Here is a 17,656-nt window from a genome sequence, read left to right as displayed (position 1 = left end):
TGTCGCGGTGCCGGGCATGGCGGGCATAGTTTCCACGTTGAATTATCTGGCAGAGACCGAGAACGAAGCCGCCGTTCCCGTGCTCCTGGCCGCGCTGCGCGCTCCTCAACGGCATTTGCAAGAGCGCAGCTTGCGGACCTTGTTGCACCGCACAAGCGTCGCTGCCGAACTGGAAGTTCTTACGCGTTGGCACGAACTGAGCGACCGGATGCGCTCGCTCGTGGCCGAGAAGCCGGGCTGGTTGTCCGGTGTTATCCACCAAGGACTAAATAGTCAGACCGATCAACTGGTGCGCAACGCCTGTGAGGCGGCGCTCGCTACGCGCGATTACGATCAAATTCCTTCGCTGGCGGCGGCAGCCATCGATGCCAAGAACGTCTGCAATCGCCGGGCGGCCGAAGTAGCGCTGCTGCTGGCCGAGATGCTGTTTGACGAACTACATGCACCGCGCGACTATCGCGTCCGCCGCGATCCGCAACTGCAACGTGCCAACTTGATGCCGGCCCTCGAACGGACTGCTGACTCCGTCGATCGTCACCAGAAGTTGCCCCTCATCGAAGCGCTGCTGTTGCTGGCCGAGCGCGACACGGCAACCGTCAAACGCATTTTGCAAAGCCCGCGCGATCCCAGCTTTCCCTTCGTCGCGAAGGTGCTGCAGCGGAGCTCGCGCACCGGCGTCATTCGCCTGCTGCTGAGCTATCTGGACGATCCTCATGCGCCGCGCTCGGCGCTCGAGATTCTCGCCCGGCGGCGCGACCTGCAATTCATTCGGCAATTGCTCCGCAAAATCGGTAATCAACCAGTCCAGGTCGTGCGCAACAATCTCCATCGCATCGACGACCTGCCTTGGCTCGCGGATAGCGGCGCGGTGTTCGCCGCCCTCTCTGCCACCGAACAGCCCGCTGCGATCAACCTGGTGACCGAAGCCAATCTGCCAGCCTCGCAAGCGCTGCAGCTGTTGTCGCTCGCGTTGCAAGATGGTTGTGCGGCCGGCCGGCGCATGGCAGCCGCGGGGTTGGCGAAGTTTCAAGGAAACGAAGCCGACGAAATCGCCTGGCAAGCGCTCGACGACGAAGATCCTCTCGTCCGCGCGCAAGCGGTGGCGCGCATGGGGACGAGCGCCACGCCGACTGCAATCCCGCGCTTGCTCGAAATGCTTGATAGTCCGCATCAATCCGAACGCGAAGCTGCTGCCCAGTGCTTGCACGACTATAACTTTGAACGCTACCTGCAAAGCTTCGATACGATGGCCCCCGAAGCGCGCCTGGCGACCGGTTGGCTGGTGATGAAGGTCGATACGACCGCCACCGCGCAATTGACCGCGGAACTGCAGGCTCCGGTGCGAGCCCGCCGCACTCGCGCGCTGCAAATTGCCGTCACGCTGCAATTGGTTCCCGAGTTGTTCGACGCCATCAAGCTGCTGCTCAACGACGAAGACCATTACACCCGGCTCGATGCCGTGCGCACGCTGGCCAATTGCGACCTCCATGAATCACAACAAGCGCTGCGGCGGATGCTTCTCGATCATTCGCCTCTCGTAGCTCAAGCTGCAGAAGAAGCCCTCGCGCGGTTCGCCGAGCGGTCGCCTGCTCCGCCTGAGTTGCTAACAGGAAAAGTCAGGCACAGCGAAGACGACATGCCCACGGACACGCTCGCACCTTCCGCGGCAGGAGCATAACCATGTGGCTGCTGGCTGAAAAAGCTCTCACGACTCCCGTCATCACATCGCCCCCCGATCCCGGCGTGATTCATCATCCGTGGGTACTCGCCTGGATCGTACTGACGATGCTCACGTCGACGATCGTCACCTGGCTGGTCTTCCGCTGGCGTGGCGCAAGGCTGAAACGGCGACAAAACTCGCCGAAGCAACTGCTCCGCGCACTCTGCCGACTTCATCATCTGAGCTGGTTCGACCGGCAACTCATCTCCTCCTGCGCTCGCAAGCTCAAGATCAGCGACCCCGCTCGCTTCTTCCTCGAAGCTGACCTTTGGCGCGAGCTGCTCGCTGCCGAAAGCTCGCCCGTCCAGCGCCTTCGATTGACCAAGCTGCAAGAGAAATTGCTCAGCGAACCAAAGCCTCCGGTCAGCCCGCCCGCTTGACCACGCTCTCCGCGACCAGCTATCCTCTCATTTGAGATTGGTTCTCAACTCTTTTGCGTCACGCCAGCTTTTGCCTGCCAGCCACCACACGTGGAGAGCGCCCACGATTTTGTTTCTTCACCGGCTGCGCGGCAGTGTGTCCCGCTCCTGGTAACTGTTGGAGTGCCTCGATGAAAGTTGCTTCGTTCCTTGCGCCCGTGCTTGTTTGCCTGGTCGCCTTGCCCGCCTGGGCTCACTTCATTTTTATTGCTACGCGGCCCAATGCGGCCGGTAAGCCAGCCGTCCATATTCTCTTCGGCGATGATTCGATCGCCAGCGAAGCGAAGTTCCTGGACAACGTGGCCCACACCAAGGTCTGGGCGCATGAAGCAGGCAAGCCGCCGGTCGAAGTGAAGTTGGAAAAAGAGATCATGGGCGAGAATGGCACCTGGATGGGGGCGACCGACGTTGTCGGCCGGGCCTTCACTGCCAATTGCGAATATGGTGTGACTTCGCGCGGCGGAGCCGAGCCTTCGTTGCTTGTCTATCACGCCAAGCATATCGACGCGACCGATCCGGCCGCGCTCAAAAGTTTTGCCCGCACGGAGAACCTCAAGCTGGACATCGTTCCTTCGTTCCAGGGTGAAGAAGGGGAACTGCAAGTGCTGTTCGACGGCAAGCCTGCCGCGAATGCCCAGGTCATCATCTGGACCCCAGACAAGTACGAGAAGGAAACCGAGAATTTCACCGATGCCGACGGCAAGGTGAAGTTCAAGGCCAATCAAAAGGGGTTGTGGCAAGTCCGCGCTCGCCACACCAACGCGGTTGCTGGCAAAAAGGGGGACAAAGAGTACAAGGCCGAAAAGCACTACTGCACGCTCGTGCTGAAGAACGGCGAAGTGAAGCCCGAAGCGGCTGCGAAGTAAAGCTTCGAGCAGGTTCACATGTAGCGTGGGCTTTAGCCCACGAACCGCTCGAGCAAATGTGGGCTAAAGCCCACATTACGAAAGTGTCTAATCGCGGCTGCGAATGGCAGCCGCGGTGAAGTCGATTACATGCCGGGCAATGTCGACATCGAGCGTGCGCGCCAGCGCCTTCCACCCGGGTACGGCATTCACCTCCAGCACATACAGCTGACCATCGCGCGCGGGAAGCAGATCGACGCCAGCAATCGGCGCCTGGACAGCTGCAGCAGCGCGGAGAGCTAAGTCTCGCAGTTCGGGTGTAACTTCTAGCGGCGCTGTGCTCGCGCCGCGGCTGACGTTCGTCCGCCAGTCGTGCGGATTGCGCCGCCGCATGCCAAACACTTGCTCGCCCAGCACCAGCAGCCGCCAATCTTCACCTTCGTGCGGAATAAACTCCTGCACATAGAGCACCGCATTCAACTGCGCGAGCATCTTAAAAGCCCGCAACGCCAGGTTGCTATCTTGCAGGCGAATCAGCCCGCGCCCTTCACTGCCGAAGAGCGGTTTCACGACTACATCGCCACCAAGCTCTTCAAAGGCTTGCATGCCTGCTTCGAACGATTGGCAGACAATCGTCCGCGGAGTTAGAAGCCCCGCCGATTGCAGCTTGGCGGAAGTGAGAAATTTATCGACGGCCGCTTCGACCGCGCGGGTCGGATTGATCGCGATGCCACCGGCCGCTTCGTACCGAGCCAGGCAATCCATGCGAAAAACAACTTGCTCCAAACTGCCCGGGGGCATGGTGCGAACAAGGATGGCCTCGCAGGCCGACAGATTGCACTCGCCGCTCGAGATTTGGATCGCACCGCTGCGGGGAATGCTGGCCTTCATTTCGCTGAATGCCGCAATCGAAACTTCGCAACGATCGCCGGCAGCCCGCTGCAGGTCGCGCGCGTACCAACTATCGGGAGCAGCCAGCACGGCGATTCGCATGGGATGTTTAAGGCGAGATTAAGTCAGCCACTGCTGCAGCACGTCCGGGCGAAACTGGCCGAAGCGATGCAACTTGCCGCTCGTCAAATTGACGAAGTTAATCACGGCTGGACTGAACAGAAACGGATCGATTTTATAGAAGTCGCCGCTATAACGCTCGAAAATCTTGCCGAACGGCTCGCCAAAATCGCGTGAAGAGCTACTGGGAACCTGCGGGCCAAGGGTGGCCAATTCGTCGTCGCTTGCGCGGACCCAAATCGTCACTTCGCCGCCATAAAGAATCGCATCGTTCGTGCGTCCGATCGCGTCCAGGTCGTCCTTGGCGATTGGCGGCAAGGGAGCAACACCAAACCCACTGACAATCTTGGTGAGATCGAACTTGAGCTCGTGCAATTTGTGCAGGGCCGTTTCGAGCGACCGGGCGACAACTTGCATGGTGCCCGCGAGGCTCGCGGTTGGAGCGCAGAGTAGCGTCACTTTGTCGGGCGCGACCCGGCAGGCTTCGGCAATCTGACCGGTGATGGCTGCAGTCGGCAGTTGATTGGTTTCGAGGATGCCGACCACTTGCTGCGGCGCTTCGGTGTTGCCAATGTCCTTGAACAGCGGCTCGCGATTGGCCGCCGCCCGCATGGGCCCCGAACCCATCGCAAAGTACTTTTCGCACGTCACTTGCCAGCCCGCATATTGCGAAGCCAGGCACGCGGCCACGGGCTGATCGGTATGAACTGTCACCGCTGGCCCTGCCCACAACTGTCGCTCGCCGGGAACAATGCTGACGGTCCCCAGCCCCGACAGGCAAATTTCTGCGAGTTGACGACCTGCTTCCAAGCCCCCAGCGACCTGTACGCCGCAGTCGATCAGCCGCGCTCCACCAGGAAGCCGGGCGACATGCAAATTGTAGCGCAACGGCTCAGCCGCCAGGAGGTCGGCACGTTGCCAGGCTCGATCGTTGAGGGATAGACTCGCCACGGGCATACTAGGATCATTTCAGTTTGGAGCTACACGAGTTGCCAGTTCGAATGTTGCCTCATGGCCCGGGGGGGTCGCAACGGGGCTTGACGCTTCTCCGCGGTTTTCTCGGCCAATAAAAAAGCCGGCCGGAAATCGTAGGACTTCCGGCCGGCTGAGTTAATTCAACTGCAGAGCTGCGTTGCCTTAGGCAAACAGTTCCTTGATGACCTTGCCGCCGTTGGCGATCTTCATCGGACGACCACTCTTGCTGGTGAAGGTCGTTTCGAGCGAGATGCCGAGAGCCTTGCAAACCGAGGCCATCACATCTTGCGAGGTGTAGGGTTCGGTTTCAACTGCGGTGCCATCGGCACTGGTCTTACCAACCGCGATGCCACCCTTCATGCCGGCGCCACCGACGACCACGCTCCAAGAGCGGGCCCAGTGATCGCGACCGGTCGTGCCGTTGATGCGTGGGGTACGGCTGAATTCGCCCATCCAAATGATGGCGGTGTCTTGAAGCAAACCGCGAGTTTCCAAATCTTCGACCAGAGCGCTCATCGAGCGATCGAGGATGCCCAGCTTGGGGTTCATGCCAGTGCCGAGCGTGGTGAAGATGTTGGCGTGGTTGTCCCAGCCACCGAGGTCGACTTCGACGAACGGTACACCAGCTTCAACCAGACGGCGAGCCATCAAGCAGCCGCGGCCGAAGCCATCGTTGCCGTAACGGTCTTGAACTTCCTTCGGTTCCTTGGTGACCTTGAAGGCTTCCATCTGTTCGCTGGTCATCAGGTTCAGGGTCTTCTTGAGGATCTTCATGTGATCCTCCGAAGCCGAACCACGATTCTGGCTGATGAAGTTCTTCTCGATCATGTCCAGGGCGGCCATCCGCTGCATCAGACGCTTGTCTTCGATGCCCATGTCCAAGTTACGGACCTGGCCATTGCTGCTGACCACGAAAGGAGCCCATGCCATGCCCAGGAAGCCCGGACCAACGCTACCGCCACCGACGGAAACGAAGGGAGGAATTTCGAGGTTGGCCCGTTGATCGATCAGCTCGTGCGACAACACAGCTCCGTAGCTGGGATGTTCGATGTTTGGGTTCGGCACATAGCCAGTGTGCATGTAATAGCGACCACGCATGTGGTCGGCTTCGCGAGTGCTCATCGAGCGGATGATCGACAGCTTGTCCATCACGTTGGCCGTGAGGGGCATGTGTTCGCAAATCTCGACGTCCCCCTTGGTGCGAATGGTGCGGAACGGACCACCGGTTGGGGCACCTGGCTTGAGATCCCAGATGTCCATCGTGCTCGGACCACCACTCATCCACAACAGAATCGCTGACTTATGATTCTTCTTCAGTTCGGCAGCGTGCGTTCGCAAGCTGTGGCCGAACGTAAGGGCGGGAATCGTCATGGCCGAGGCACCGGCCAGGTGCGACATGAAGTGCCTGCGAGACATGTCCGAGGGAATTGAATTCATCATGCTAGAATCTCCGAGAAATGATCGACGATGGTTTAGTAGTTAGCTGACTTATCTTCGTTATCGCAAACTCCACCAGGGAGTCTGCTGAGTTAATGAGGGTGTTGAGCGAAATGGTTGAGGCGAAATGGCTCCTTAGTGTTGCAGGATGAACTCGTTGGCATTGAGTGCCGCCCAGAACACATCCTGCAAGGCAGCGACCGAGTCGCCACCACGGGCCGTAAGCAACTTGTTGGCAATGTCGACTTCGCTCTGCGTCGGTGCACGCGAGAGAGCAGACTGAAACAAGTAATCGATCTTTTGGGCTGGCGACAGCTTGCTGGTCGCCACCTTCTGCAAAAAGCTTCCCTGTTCGGTGCTGACGGCTTTTTTCACCAGATCGCCGTTCATCATCATCAGCTGTTGGGGAATCGTGCCGTTGAAGGTCGTCTGCTCGTCACCTTCGTCGGTACCGAACGTTTGATTGAACTGCGAGAGCCACTGCGTCTTCAGCTTTTCCTGTTCGGCGTAATCGCCCTTGGTCTTTTGAGCTTCGGTCGCCACGATCAGCGATTCGTACAATTCTTCAGCCCGCATATTCCGCAGGTAGAAGTGAGTGAACTTCGGCGTTTCGCCCATCAGCGGGTCATCGGCCTTGTTGCTGGGGGTGATCTTGCTCGACAGCGAATAAGCTTCGCTCAGAGCCACCCACTTGATCAATTCTTTGAGGTTAAAGCTGTTCTTACGAACTTCTTTGCCCAAGTAATCGAGCAGTTCGGGGTGAGTCGGCGTGTTGTGCGGGCCCATATCGTCGATCGGCTTGGTGAAGCCATAACCGAGGAAGTGGTGCCATATGCGATTGGCAATCATCTTGTCCATGTAATCGGAGGCAACAATCATCTTGGCGAGGACTTCGCGACGATTCACGTCCGACACATAACCGCTGCGAGGAGCTTCTTTGCCATCGACAAATACGGGATAAGCACTGGCCATCAGGCCGTTGCGAAGTTCGTAGAAAATGATGGCTTCCGAAGCATCGCCACCACCACCTTCACCGGCGAAGTCTTGATTAACCAGTTCGGCCGACTGCACATCGCGAGTGCCAGGAATGAACGTGCGGAGAGCGCGAGTCTGTTGAAAGAACGCGTTGAACTCCCAGAACTTCTGCTGCTTCCAATCGTTGAACGGATGGTTGTGGCACTGCGTGCATTGCACTTGCAGGCCGAGGAAGTTCTTCGCAGTCATGGCCGTGGCTTGAGCGGCCTTCTCTTCCAACTTCATCACCAGATAGTTGGCAGCGCCATTGAAGCCCTTGCCACCGGGCGAAGTTGTGCCGGTGGCCGAGACCAGTTCGTACACCATCCGGTCATAAGGCTTGTCTTGGGCAAACGAATCGCGGAGATACTTCTGCATCCCTTCGCGACTGGTCAGCGTGCGCTGCTCAGTACCGCCAGTGCGACCGATGAGGATGTTCGTCCAAATCGTCGTCCAGTTGCGAGCGTAGTCTTCGAGATAGATTTCGTCGTTGAGCAGTTTGTTGACCAGTTTCAGCTTGCGCTCGGGAGTCTTATCGGCTTGAAACTCTTTCAGTTCGGTGACCGAGGGGACACGACCGATGACATCGAGATAAACGCGACGGCACCATTCGCCTTCCGTAGCCGGCGGCGACGGAACCATGCCGTTGTCGGTCCAAACTTGACGAATCTGCTCGTTGATGTATTTGACTTGAGGAATGTTGTAGTCTGCGGCTGTCGACGTAGCACCAGCTTTCGGAGTTTGCGCATTCACCTGGAACACGACTCCACCCATCAGGGCCACCAACAACAAACCACCTACAATACGTGACATAATTCCCTCACTGCCTGTGAACGATAAGTCGGGAAGCCTACCCTGTCGCCGTCAAAACCATCGCCTGTAACAACCATCCTGGAAAGTCCTGAGGCACACCAAGAGTGAACCAGGAGCGAACTCGCTGAGATCTCTTTCGCGGTCTTGCCATCAGGACTTAGGGCACCATCGGCAGGTGTCTCGCATCGTCCGAAAGTGTTCCCCGACAACCGATAAACGACACTGCGGCGGAAAAGTACTCCGCTTTTTTGTTATTTCTGTCCCTCGGCGGTCTCAGAATGAGTGAGTCTATCGCTCATTACGCTGGAATTCAATCAAAAAGTGCTGGCAGTTAGCGGCTTCCTGGCGGCAATCCTGTGCAGAACGCCTGTGCAGGATGCAAGACTCGGGTTAGCCGGCGATCAATCGTCACACCGACAAGAGACGCCTGCGGCTGGCCGCAATCCGTCAAATCGTTTACTGGCATCGCTTCAGCCGAAGCAGAGAGTGTCTAATTTCTAAACACTGTGTTGCAAAATTGCTCTATCAAAATGCAGCAGGCGAGCTGACTCGACTTGTCGAATCAGCTCGCCTGTGATGCATTGCCGAGTGCGCTGTCCAGACGCCCTCAGCTGCCTCAAACTCGTTTCCTGATTGCCTCTCGTCTGTCTTTTCTCTCTAACCATCGCAGGAATCTGCGTCAGTTAGCCTCTTTTCGCCGGCCCCTAGCATCTTGTGGATGCCACTTCTCTGTTCCGGCCCGCATCAGGAATCGTTCCCACCGAAGAGTTCCGGTCCTCGTTGGGAATGCCACCATAAAAGCAAGTGGCGTGCCAAAAGCAATTCGCGTATGGAGTGAGAGGATCTGCCAAGCACTGGGAGCACAGACCGGCACTACGTCGGTTGACGTCCGCGGCCAGCTGCCTAAACTTTCCGCAGTGGCTGGCGGGACGACCCGAGCAAACCGAGGGCTGAAACTTGGTTATGCTCCCCCGAAATTGGCGGGCTTGGCATCTGCAGGGACGACCCTGCCGCTCGAAGAGGTGCAAGCATGGCTTGGCTCATTTTGGTGGTGGCGGGTTTATTCGAAGTCTGTTGGTCGACCGGGCTCAAGGCCAGTGACGGTTTCAAACTCTTTTGGCCGAGTGTGTTCACGATCGTGACGCTCGCTCTTAGCATGTTGCTGCTGGGTTACTCCATGCGCACGTTGCCCCTGGGAACAGCCTATACCGTCTGGACCGGCATCGGCGCGATTGGAGCAGTGATCGCCGGCATTGTGATGTTTCACGAACCAGTCAATGCCGTACGAATCGGCTGCATCCTGCTGATCCTCGGCGGCATCATCGGCTTGAAGCTGACTGAACCCTTGTAGCTCAGCCACTCCATACCTGAGGGCGAGTCAAAGAAATGACTCGCCAACGTGGTTAAGACTCGTCCGCAGCAGCTGCGGAGGCGCGAATGTAACCGGGGCGTAGCAGCGCGAGGAGTGCGTCCCGAATTTCGCGAACCTTGAGCGCGCCCTGAATCTGTAACATGCGTCGCTTAGGAGAGAGCTGCGCGCTCTTCACAATGCCAGCTTGCCGCGAATCGACAAATAGAATGGCAGGCAGATTCTTGGTGTGCTCGGCGGTGCCGAACCGATTGAACGCTTCGAGCGCATCATCCCCCAGCCCCACGGTCGAGAATAACACGCAGTCAGCGGCGGCTGGCTCATATTCCGTGAACCGCCCCAGCGCTCGTACCGGATCGCTGAAGACGAGCACTTTGTAGCCGTGCTTTTTCAATCGTTCGCGAACCTGGTCCTGAATGTCAATTCGGCTCTCGACCAGCATCACGGTCTTGCCCGATCCTTCCTGGTCGGACGCAATCGTCAGCGGCGCGCCGCTCTTGGGCGCCGTGACCTCGGCTGCTTGCTCAGACTCGCTTAAATCGCCAGATTCGAGCCGCGCGAGAACCCGCTTCCCTTCCTCGTGCATTTCGGCGGCGCTGCCGAAGCGGCGATCGGGATTCATCTCCAGCGCGCGATTCACGAACGCGAGCAAACGATTCGGAATGTCTGGGACCAGCTGATGCAGGGGGCGGATGTTCTGGTATCGCTGTACGCTCAGGCGCGACATCCGATCCTTGGTCTCCGAGAGGGGCGGTTCGCCACCGATCATGTTGTACAGAATGCAGCCAGCAAAAAAGAGGTCGCTGCGGGGGTCGTTGTTACGCACGCCCGAAGCCCGCTCCAGGCCTGCATAATCGATCGTCCGTGGATTGTTCAGGTCGTCCTCTTTCAGCGAGTTCTCTTTTTGCAGTCCGGCCAAGCCAAAATCCACGAGTTTTGCCCGGCCCCGGCTCGTCACCAGCACGTTCGACGTCTTCAGGTCCCGGTGCGTCATGCCGTGTTCAAACGCATATGCCAGGCCCGCAAAAATGTCGACGCCCAGCCGCAGCGAATCAATTGGGGGAAGCGACTTCCGCACTTTGAGGAACTCGCGCAAGTTTCGGCCCTCGACAAACTCCATCGTCATATATGGGCTCGGCTTCTCGCTCACCTCATAGATGGGAACGATGTTCGGGTGCCGCAATTTGGCGCCGATCTGACCTTCGCGAATGAACTGTTCGGTCATGCCCGGCTCCGCGCGGAACCGCTTGCGGAGGGCTTTCAGGGCCACCACCTTGGCCGTTTTGATATTCACCGCGCGATACACGCGCGCGAAAGTGCCCGTACCCACCAGGTACAAAACCTTGTAATCGCCGTAAAAAAAGCCCCCTTTTTCACCCTTCAGCAAACGATCGAGCTGATAGTTGGTAAGAAACTCGCGGCGCAAGAGCATGCTGGTGAATTGTTCGAGCGTGATGTCGCGAGTACCCAGCTCACTCCAGACCGATTCGAGCTGGTGAGAATCCATTAAGCCAGAGTCGGTGATCCGCTGGCCCAGTTTTTCGGCAGTCACGTCCGACATTCACAACACCCGAAACATGCGACCCGCTCGGCACTTGCCTGGCTAGTCGTCTACCATTGGCCCCGCTGCGTCGCCCGCGGCGAGTTTGGCCGCTGCCGGTATTTCGACAGCGAATCAATACGTAAGCCATGCTATTTCAAGGCCCAAGCTCCCGCAATGGCTGAGCATTTGCGCTCCTCGGTTCACTCTACTGCACTTTCGCGGCACGAGGTTTGCTTTCGCTGAAGGTGCTCGCGATATTGCTGAATGGTCATTCGTTCGTCCGCCGTTTCCGACCTCACTCTTCTGCAGAGGATCGCTCCCATGAATATTCTGGTGTTGGATATCGGTGGTACAAACGTCAAAGTCTGGACGACTGGCGAAGGGGACAAGCAAAAAATCCCGTCCGGCAAAGACCTCACTCCTGCAGCGATGGTCGAGAAGGTCCGCGAACTGACCAAAGAGTGGAAATTCGAGCGCGTCTCGATTGGTTATCCCGGCGAAGTGATTAACGGTCATCCCGCCAACGACCCCTGGGCACTGGGAAAAGGTTGGGTCGGCTTCGACTACGCCAGCGCCTTCGGTTGCCCCACGCGACTGATGAACGATGCCTGTATGCAGGCCCTCGGCAGTTACGATGGCGGCCGCATGCTCTATCTGGGCTTTGGCACGAATCTGGGAACGTCGTTCGTGAGCGACGGCAAAGTCATTCCTCTCGCGCTCGGCCACTTGAAATTTACCGGCGGCGAAACGTTCAACGAACTTCTCTGCCGCAAAGGACTGGAACTCAACGGTGCCAAGCGCTGGCGGCGAGCAGTGGCCGAAGCGGCTTCGATTTGGAAGCAGGCGTTTCTCGCCGACTACGTCATGCTGGGTGGCGGCAATGCCAAGAAGATCGAAGAGATGCCCGAAGGCTGTCGCCGTGGCGGCAATCACAACGCTTACTTTGGCGGCGTGCGGATGTGGGAAGATACTAACGTTTCCATCGAACGTGGTCTCTCGATCTATCCCGAGCGCTTCCGCATTAGTGGCTGAACCGAGCTACCAATCAATCCCGGCGAACAGGCCGCTGATTGATTCTGCTCCTTAGCGGCTGTCTGAAAATGCTATTTTCGTAGCATAGCGTGAGAGGTTATTCTATGGCCAGTTCAGTTGTTGGAGAGGAATGATACGGATTGATCTTGAACAGTTTTATGGAGGAGCGCGAGGCATGGAAGCCGTCTATCCGAGTGAATTGAGTGATGCGGAATGGCAGGTGATTGAGCGGTTGCTGCCAGCTCCAAAGCCGCGCGGCCGCAAGCTGGAGATCGGTTGGCGGCGAATCCTGGACGGCATCTTCTACGTGAACAAAGAAGGTTGTCAGTGGCGAGCTTTACCGAAGGAATTTGGCAAGTGGCAATCGTTCTATCACTACTTTCGCCTCTGGCGCATCGATGGCACCTGGCAGCGGGTGAACGATGCATTGCGTCGCCTGGAGCGAAAATCGCAGGGTCGCAAGGCCGAGCCTTCGGTCGGCATCATGGATAGCCAGTCGGCGAAAACGACCGCAAAAAAGGGCCTCGCGGCTATGATGCTGGCAAGAAGATCTGCGGTCGCAAGCGGCATTTGATGGTCGACACGCAGGGTTTGGTGCTTACCGCTCTCGTGCATCCAGCCGACATTCAAGATCGCGACGGCGCGAAGCTGCTGATCGAGCAAATGAAATGCACACTCCCTCGCTTGCGAACCGTGTTCGCCGACGGTGGCTACGCCGGCCAGTTGGTCGACTGGTTTTGGGACTCGGTCCGTTGGAACTTGGAAATCGTCAAGCGAACCGCCACGGCGGGCTTTCAACTTCTCCCCAAACACTGGATCGTCGGACGCACGTTCGCCTGGCTGAGCCAATATCGCCGCCACAGCCGCGACTACGAAGAATTGCCAGAGACCAGCGAAGCCATGATCTACGTCAGCATGATCCGACTCATGCTCCGCAGAGCAGGCAAAAGGAAGGCAAAAGCTTGATTTTCAGACAGCCTCTTAGAGATAAGGCACTTATGAAAGAAATGGGGAAGAAGGCGCGGTATATAGAGCAGCAAGTGCATGGTCTTGCTACAAACGAAATTCCATTTGATGCGATTCTTAAGGCGGTAATTGATGGAAAAAAGATCAAGTAGCCAGTCGAATCGAGTATTTGTGCAGACGGACCAGGGATTGGTAGAGTTTGTGCCATATCGTGTATTCATGCGGAGATTTAGCAGCTTTAAATTGACCGAGCTAAAAATTTTGCAAGATGGGAGGTTTCAGCTTGACAACGACTTTCTGATTGAAGCTCAACTAATAGCTGCGATTGATTCTGGACAGATTTGCACACGAGTACCAGATTTGGCGAGGATTTCCATACCGGATTTGATCGGATTCAATATTAGTGACGTGATGCCGATTGTAGAATAGATAGAATTTCTTAAGGAAGTCAAGGACATTCAGCGGATGCTCAATGGATTGCCAACTAGCAGCGACATGCGTCGCCAAGCATTCCAACAGTTCCTTCATGATCCAACGGAGTCCAACCGCCAAATCCTTAAACTGGAGTACGAATCCATTCCATCGCATCTCGACTGCTGGCTGTTAGGTCCAGAGCTGAAAGATATTCCTATTCGCAAAGTACTTGCAGATGAGGCGTCGTCCCAGGAATAGCGAAGGTGGTAATCGAAGTTGCCCGTAAAGTCGCCAAGTTCAGCGGCCTGCTCGCCGAGTCGTCCGTGCGCTCGGAATGGGAAACTGGCGAGCGATTTGTTACGCTTGAAGAAATCCGGGGCCAAAACTCGGGCCCTCCCGGTTTCACTTTTCACTGCTGAGATCGTGGCAGTTTCAATCGAGCCTCTTCCTGGCGGCGGACATTTTATGCGTATGTCTCACACTTTAACCTCACTCGTACTTCTGGCTGCGGCGATTGGCGCCGTGGCTTGCCCGGCGTTTTTGGCAGAGGGTGCTGCGGCTGGTCGCGCGCCGAACGTCGTGCTGATCATTACGGACGATCAAGGCTATGGCGATTTAGGCGTGCATGGCAACACGATGATTCGCACGCCCCATTTGGACACGCTGGCCAAGCAGAGCGTGCGGTTGACGAATTTTCATGTCGATCCCACATGTGCCGAAACACGTTCCGCGCTGATGACCGGCAAGTACAGCTGTCGAGTCGGTGTGTGGCACACGATCATGGGGCGATCGATCTTGCGTCAGGACGAAAAGATCCTGCCGCAGTATTTTGCGGAGGCTGGCTATCGCACGGGCCACTTCGGCAAATGGCACTTGGGCGATAACTGGCCCTATCGGCCGCATGATCGCGGCTTTCACGAAGCCCTCTTCAGCGGTGGCGGCGGGGTTGGTCAATCGCCCGATGCCTGGGGGAACGACTACTTCGACGACACGTTTTCGCGCAACGGCACGCCGGAGAAGCAGACCGGCTATTGCACCGATGTGTGGTTCCATAACGCGTCGGCATTTATCGAGAAGAACAAAAACAATCCCTTCTTTTGTTACATCGCCACGAATGCCCCGCACGGGCCGTACAACGTTGACCCGAAATACTCGAAGCCTTATGTCGAGCGCGGAGTGCCGCAGCCGATGGCCAACTTCTACGGCATGATCGAGAACATCGATGAAAACATCGGCTCGTTGCTGAAGAAGCTCGACGAGTGGAAGTTGAGTGAGAACACCGTGGTCATCTACATGACCGACAATGGCACGGCTGCCGGTGTGGGCGGCGGTCGAATGGGTGGCGGCAAGAACGCCAAGAAGAAAGTTGCCCCACAGAACGATGGCCAGTGGAACGGCTTTGCAGCTGGCATGCGAGCGCAAAAGGGCTCGCAGTATGACGGCGGTCATCGCGTCCCTTGTTTCATTCGCGCGCCGTTTCTGAAATCGCTCAAGCCGGGATCAGAAGTTAGCGAACTCACCGCCCATTTCGATTTACTCCCCACGCTGCGAGACATTTGCCAGTTCCCCGCCCAGCGAACACTCGCCAGCGAGCAACTCGATGGCCGTTCGCTCGCCCCATTGTTGGCGGGCGAAAATGCGAAGCCCTGGCAACCGCGCACCCTCGTCGTCCATTCGCAGCGAGTGGAACATCCCGAGATGTGGCGCAAGTGCGCGGTGCTGACCCAGCAGCATCGACTGGTCGATGGCCAAGAGCTATACGACATCGTTGCGGATCCTGCGCAGAAGGCAGATATCGCTGCGGATCATGCGCCGGTCGTGGCCCAACTGCGCGGCGAATACGAGCGCTGGTGGAAACATGTCTCGCCCCGCTTTGGCGAGTACAGCGACATTCCTTTAGGAGCTGAAGCTGCTCCGTCGCAGGAACTTTGCTGCCACGACTGGCATCCGGGCAGCCCGGCCACTCCTTGGAACCAAAGCGGCCAAGGTGGTGTCGCCGGCAATCCACTCGTGAATGGTCTCTGGGCTGTAAGCGTGGCGCGCGCGGGGAAATATCAATTCATCCTGCGGATGCGTCCGGAAGGAACCGAACACGAGATTCCCGCCGGAGATGCCAAAGTGAAAATTGGCGATGTGGAAGGGTCTGCCAAAATTCCAGCCGGAGCCAAAAGCTTCACCATCGAACTCGACCTGAAGCCCACCCCGCACGCCATGCTGCAGACCTGGCTGACACAAGCCGATGGTGGAAGTCGGGGTGCTTATTACACGACCATCCGCCGTTTGGAATAGAATGAACGGCTTCCGCAGCAAACCTGCAGCGCCAGCCAGGAAGCTTCGAATTCCGCTGGCCTTACCATAACCCGCTTGCTATTCCGTCGACTTATGAAACTCCTTTCTGCGCACGTCTTGAGTTCCCTCGTGCTCGCCTTCGCCTCGCTCGCCCCCGCCGCTGAGCCCAGTTGGATCTGGTCGGAGAAGGACGCCAACGTTAAAGCACCAGCGGGAAATATTTATTTCCGCCGTGGCTTCGATGTCGATGCGCCGCGGTCCGGCACCGTCGAAATCACTGTCGACAATCGCTACGAGTTGTTTCTCAATGGCCACAATGTTGGTTCGGGCGCGGTCTGGCAGACGCGCACGCGCTACGACCTTGGTCCGCTGTTAATTCCGGGACGCAACGTCCTGGCCGTGATGGCCACCAACGACGGCACCGATCCGGCAGGACTTGTTGCCAAGGTCGCTATTCAGCAAAAAGACAACAAGCCTGCGATTGAATTTGTCACCGATGCCGAGTGGAAATTCACCGCGAAGCAGTTCGGCAATTGGGCCCGCTTGGAATTTGACGACCGCAACTGGACCAGCGCCGTCGTGCTGGGCGAATATGGCAAGCTCGCGCCGTGGGGCAAAGCTGGTGAAGTGAAAACGCCCCAAGCCGCAGTTGTGACGAGCAAGCCGCGCGCGACCGAGAAGGGCTTTTTCGATTTTCGCGACGGCGACCGCGTGGTCTTTCTCGGCAGTGCCTTCATCGAACGGATGCAGAAGTACAACTATCTCGAAACGATGATTACAGCGGGGCTGCCCGATAAGAACATCACGTTCCGTAACCTGGGCTGGAGCGGTGACACCGTTTGGGGTGACGCCCGAGCGGTGTTCGGCACGCGTGCCGATGGATTCAAACGATTGCTTAGCGATGTGAACCTCTGCAATCCAACGGTCATCATTGTCTGCTACGGCGAAAACGAAGCCTACGAAGGCGAAAGCGGCATTGATGGCTTTCGCGACGGCCTGAATAAACTGCTCGATTCGCTCGAAGCGACTGGCGCGCGACTTTTGTTACTTAGTCCGCGGCAACATGAGTCGCTCGGTTATCCGCTCCCCGATCAGAAGGAATACAACGCGAGCTTGAAGCTCTATCGCGATGTGATTGCCGAAACGGCGAAAGCTCGCGAGCATGCCTTCGTCGACCTTTATAACTCTGTTCCTTCGGGCGAAATCGGCGCCAAGGTCGTCTCGGAAAACGGCGTGCATCTCACACCAGCGGGCGAGTATCTGCTGGCTCGCGAGTTATTGCCACAACTGGGCGTCCCGAAGGCTGATTGGAATGTAGCGATTGACTTGAAACAGAATTCGCTCGACGCCGTGGGCGCTCAAGTTACGGATTTGAAGGTCGATGCGAGTGGTGTTTCGTTCTCCGCCATCTGGCGAGGGATTGATTTGCCACTCCCCGCGCCACTGAATGCCAACCGCATGCTGCACCTGCAGGGCCTGACTGGGGCCGGTTATCACTTGTTCATCGATGGCGAACCGCAGCAAGCGCCCAATGCTTGGAACGAGCGTTTCGCCGTGCCGCTGACGCTCCAGCGGAGTGTCGAACTGCAACGCAAAATCAACGAGAAGAACACGCTCTTCTTTAATCGCCATCGCCCCCAAAACGAAACCTATCTCTTCCTCTTCCGTAAGCATGAGCAGGGGAACAATGCGGTCGAGATTCCGCAATTCGATCCGTTAATTGCCGAGAAAGAAAAAGAAATCGCGGAACTCCGCCAGCCACAGCCACATCGCTTTGAGGTCAAACTCGCTCCGTAATGGCCGAACCTG

At 57.4% G+C, this 17,656-nt stretch carries 15 protein-coding genes; 10 read left to right on the top strand and 5 right to left on the bottom strand.

All coding sequences use genetic code 11. From position 1 onward, the window contains the following. Positions 1-16: 16 nt before the first annotated feature. The 3 genes from ETAA8_RS02500 to ETAA8_RS02490 all read left to right on the top strand — a co-directional run bounded on the left by ETAA8_RS02500 (position 17) and on the right by ETAA8_RS02490 (position 3,005). Complete coding sequence (locus tag ETAA8_RS02500; RefSeq protein WP_145084403.1) at positions 17-1,678, top strand: HEAT repeat domain-containing protein; 1,662 nt, start codon at positions 17-19, stop codon at positions 1,676-1,678. Positions 1,679-1,680: 2 nt separating this feature from the next. Then, positions 1,681-2,100 (top strand): hypothetical protein, encoded by a 420-nt coding sequence (locus ETAA8_RS02495; protein WP_145084400.1) that lies wholly within the window; start codon positions 1,681-1,683, stop codon positions 2,098-2,100. Between the two features lie 170 nt (positions 2,101-2,270). After that, a complete protein-coding gene (locus tag ETAA8_RS02490) occupies positions 2,271-3,005 on the top strand; it encodes a DUF4198 domain-containing protein (RefSeq protein WP_145084397.1) in 735 nt (244 codons plus the stop codon). Positions 3,006-3,092: 87 nt separating this feature from the next. Here ETAA8_RS02490 and ETAA8_RS02485 read toward each other — a convergent pair whose 3' ends face one another. From ETAA8_RS02485 to ETAA8_RS02470, 4 genes are all read right to left on the bottom strand, one after another. Next, complete coding sequence (locus ETAA8_RS02485) at positions 3,093-3,977, bottom strand: ATP-grasp domain-containing protein (RefSeq protein ID WP_145084393.1); 885 nt, start codon at positions 3,975-3,977, stop codon at positions 3,093-3,095. A gap of 18 nt (positions 3,978-3,995) precedes the next feature. Beyond that, positions 3,996-4,952 carry a methenyltetrahydromethanopterin cyclohydrolase gene (mch, locus tag ETAA8_RS02480; RefSeq protein WP_145084390.1) on the bottom strand — a complete coding sequence of 319 codons (957 nt, stop codon included), beginning with the start codon at positions 4,950-4,952 and terminating at the stop codon, positions 3,996-3,998. Positions 4,953-5,132: 180 nt separating this feature from the next. After that, positions 5,133-6,410: a DUF1501 domain-containing protein gene (locus ETAA8_RS02475; RefSeq protein ID WP_145084387.1), complete on the bottom strand. Its 1,278-nt coding sequence runs from the start codon at positions 6,408-6,410 to the stop codon at positions 5,133-5,135. A gap of 132 nt (positions 6,411-6,542) precedes the next feature. Next, positions 6,543-8,234: a DUF1549 and DUF1553 domain-containing protein gene (locus tag ETAA8_RS02470; RefSeq protein WP_238397661.1), complete on the bottom strand. Its 1,692-nt coding sequence runs from the start codon at positions 8,232-8,234 to the stop codon at positions 6,543-6,545. A 1,030-nt stretch (positions 8,235-9,264) separates the two neighbouring features. Between ETAA8_RS02470 and ETAA8_RS02465 the strand changes: the two genes are divergently transcribed. Continuing rightward, positions 9,265-9,585 carry a DMT family transporter gene (locus tag ETAA8_RS02465; RefSeq protein WP_145084384.1) on the top strand — a complete coding sequence of 107 codons (321 nt, stop codon included), beginning with the start codon at positions 9,265-9,267 and terminating at the stop codon, positions 9,583-9,585. Between the two features lie 52 nt (positions 9,586-9,637). On the opposite strand, the gene ETAA8_RS02460 is transcribed toward ETAA8_RS02465, so the two are convergent. Then, on the bottom strand, positions 9,638-11,164 hold the full coding sequence (locus ETAA8_RS02460; RefSeq protein ID WP_145084381.1) for a serine/threonine protein kinase: 1,527 nt from the start codon (positions 11,162-11,164) through the stop codon (positions 9,638-9,640). A gap of 303 nt (positions 11,165-11,467) precedes the next feature. Between ETAA8_RS02460 and ETAA8_RS02455 the strand changes: the two genes are divergently transcribed. The 6 genes from ETAA8_RS02455 to ETAA8_RS02440 all read left to right on the top strand — a co-directional run bounded on the left by ETAA8_RS02455 (position 11,468) and on the right by ETAA8_RS02440 (position 17,644). Then, positions 11,468-12,178, top strand: coding sequence for an ROK family protein (locus ETAA8_RS02455; RefSeq protein ID WP_145084378.1), 711 nt, complete (start codon positions 11,468-11,470; stop codon positions 12,176-12,178). Positions 12,179-12,353: 175 nt separating this feature from the next. Continuing rightward, positions 12,354-13,144 (top strand): IS5 family transposase gene (locus ETAA8_RS02450; RefSeq protein ID WP_202921519.1). Its coding sequence is split into 2 segments (ribosomal slippage): positions 12,354-12,702 and positions 12,702-13,144, totalling 792 coding nucleotides; the frame shifts between segments, so codons are not numbered across the junction. Positions 13,145-13,276: 132 nt separating this feature from the next. Next, complete coding sequence (locus ETAA8_RS36040; protein ID WP_449224062.1) at positions 13,277-13,573, top strand: DUF7638 domain-containing protein; 297 nt, start codon at positions 13,277-13,279, stop codon at positions 13,571-13,573. A gap of 36 nt (positions 13,574-13,609) precedes the next feature. Next, positions 13,610-13,816, top strand: a complete 207-nt coding sequence (locus ETAA8_RS36035; RefSeq protein ID WP_449224061.1) for a DUF7639 domain-containing protein — start codon at positions 13,610-13,612, stop codon at positions 13,814-13,816. A 213-nt stretch (positions 13,817-14,029) separates the two neighbouring features. After that, on the top strand, positions 14,030-15,847 hold the full coding sequence (locus ETAA8_RS02445; RefSeq protein ID WP_202921518.1) for an arylsulfatase: 1,818 nt from the start codon (positions 14,030-14,032) through the stop codon (positions 15,845-15,847). A gap of 93 nt (positions 15,848-15,940) precedes the next feature. After that, positions 15,941-17,644, top strand: a complete 1,704-nt coding sequence (locus ETAA8_RS02440) for a GDSL-type esterase/lipase family protein (protein ID WP_145084373.1) — start codon at positions 15,941-15,943, stop codon at positions 17,642-17,644. The last annotated feature ends 12 nt before the right edge of the window (positions 17,645-17,656 follow it).

Origin of the sequence: Anatilimnocola aggregata (assembly GCF_007747655.1) — a bacterium.
Classification (GTDB): Bacteria; Planctomycetota; Planctomycetia; order Pirellulales; family Pirellulaceae; genus Anatilimnocola; species Anatilimnocola aggregata.
The sequence above is the reverse complement of the archived record's forward strand: the minus strand, read 5'-3'. Positions and strand labels throughout refer to the sequence as shown.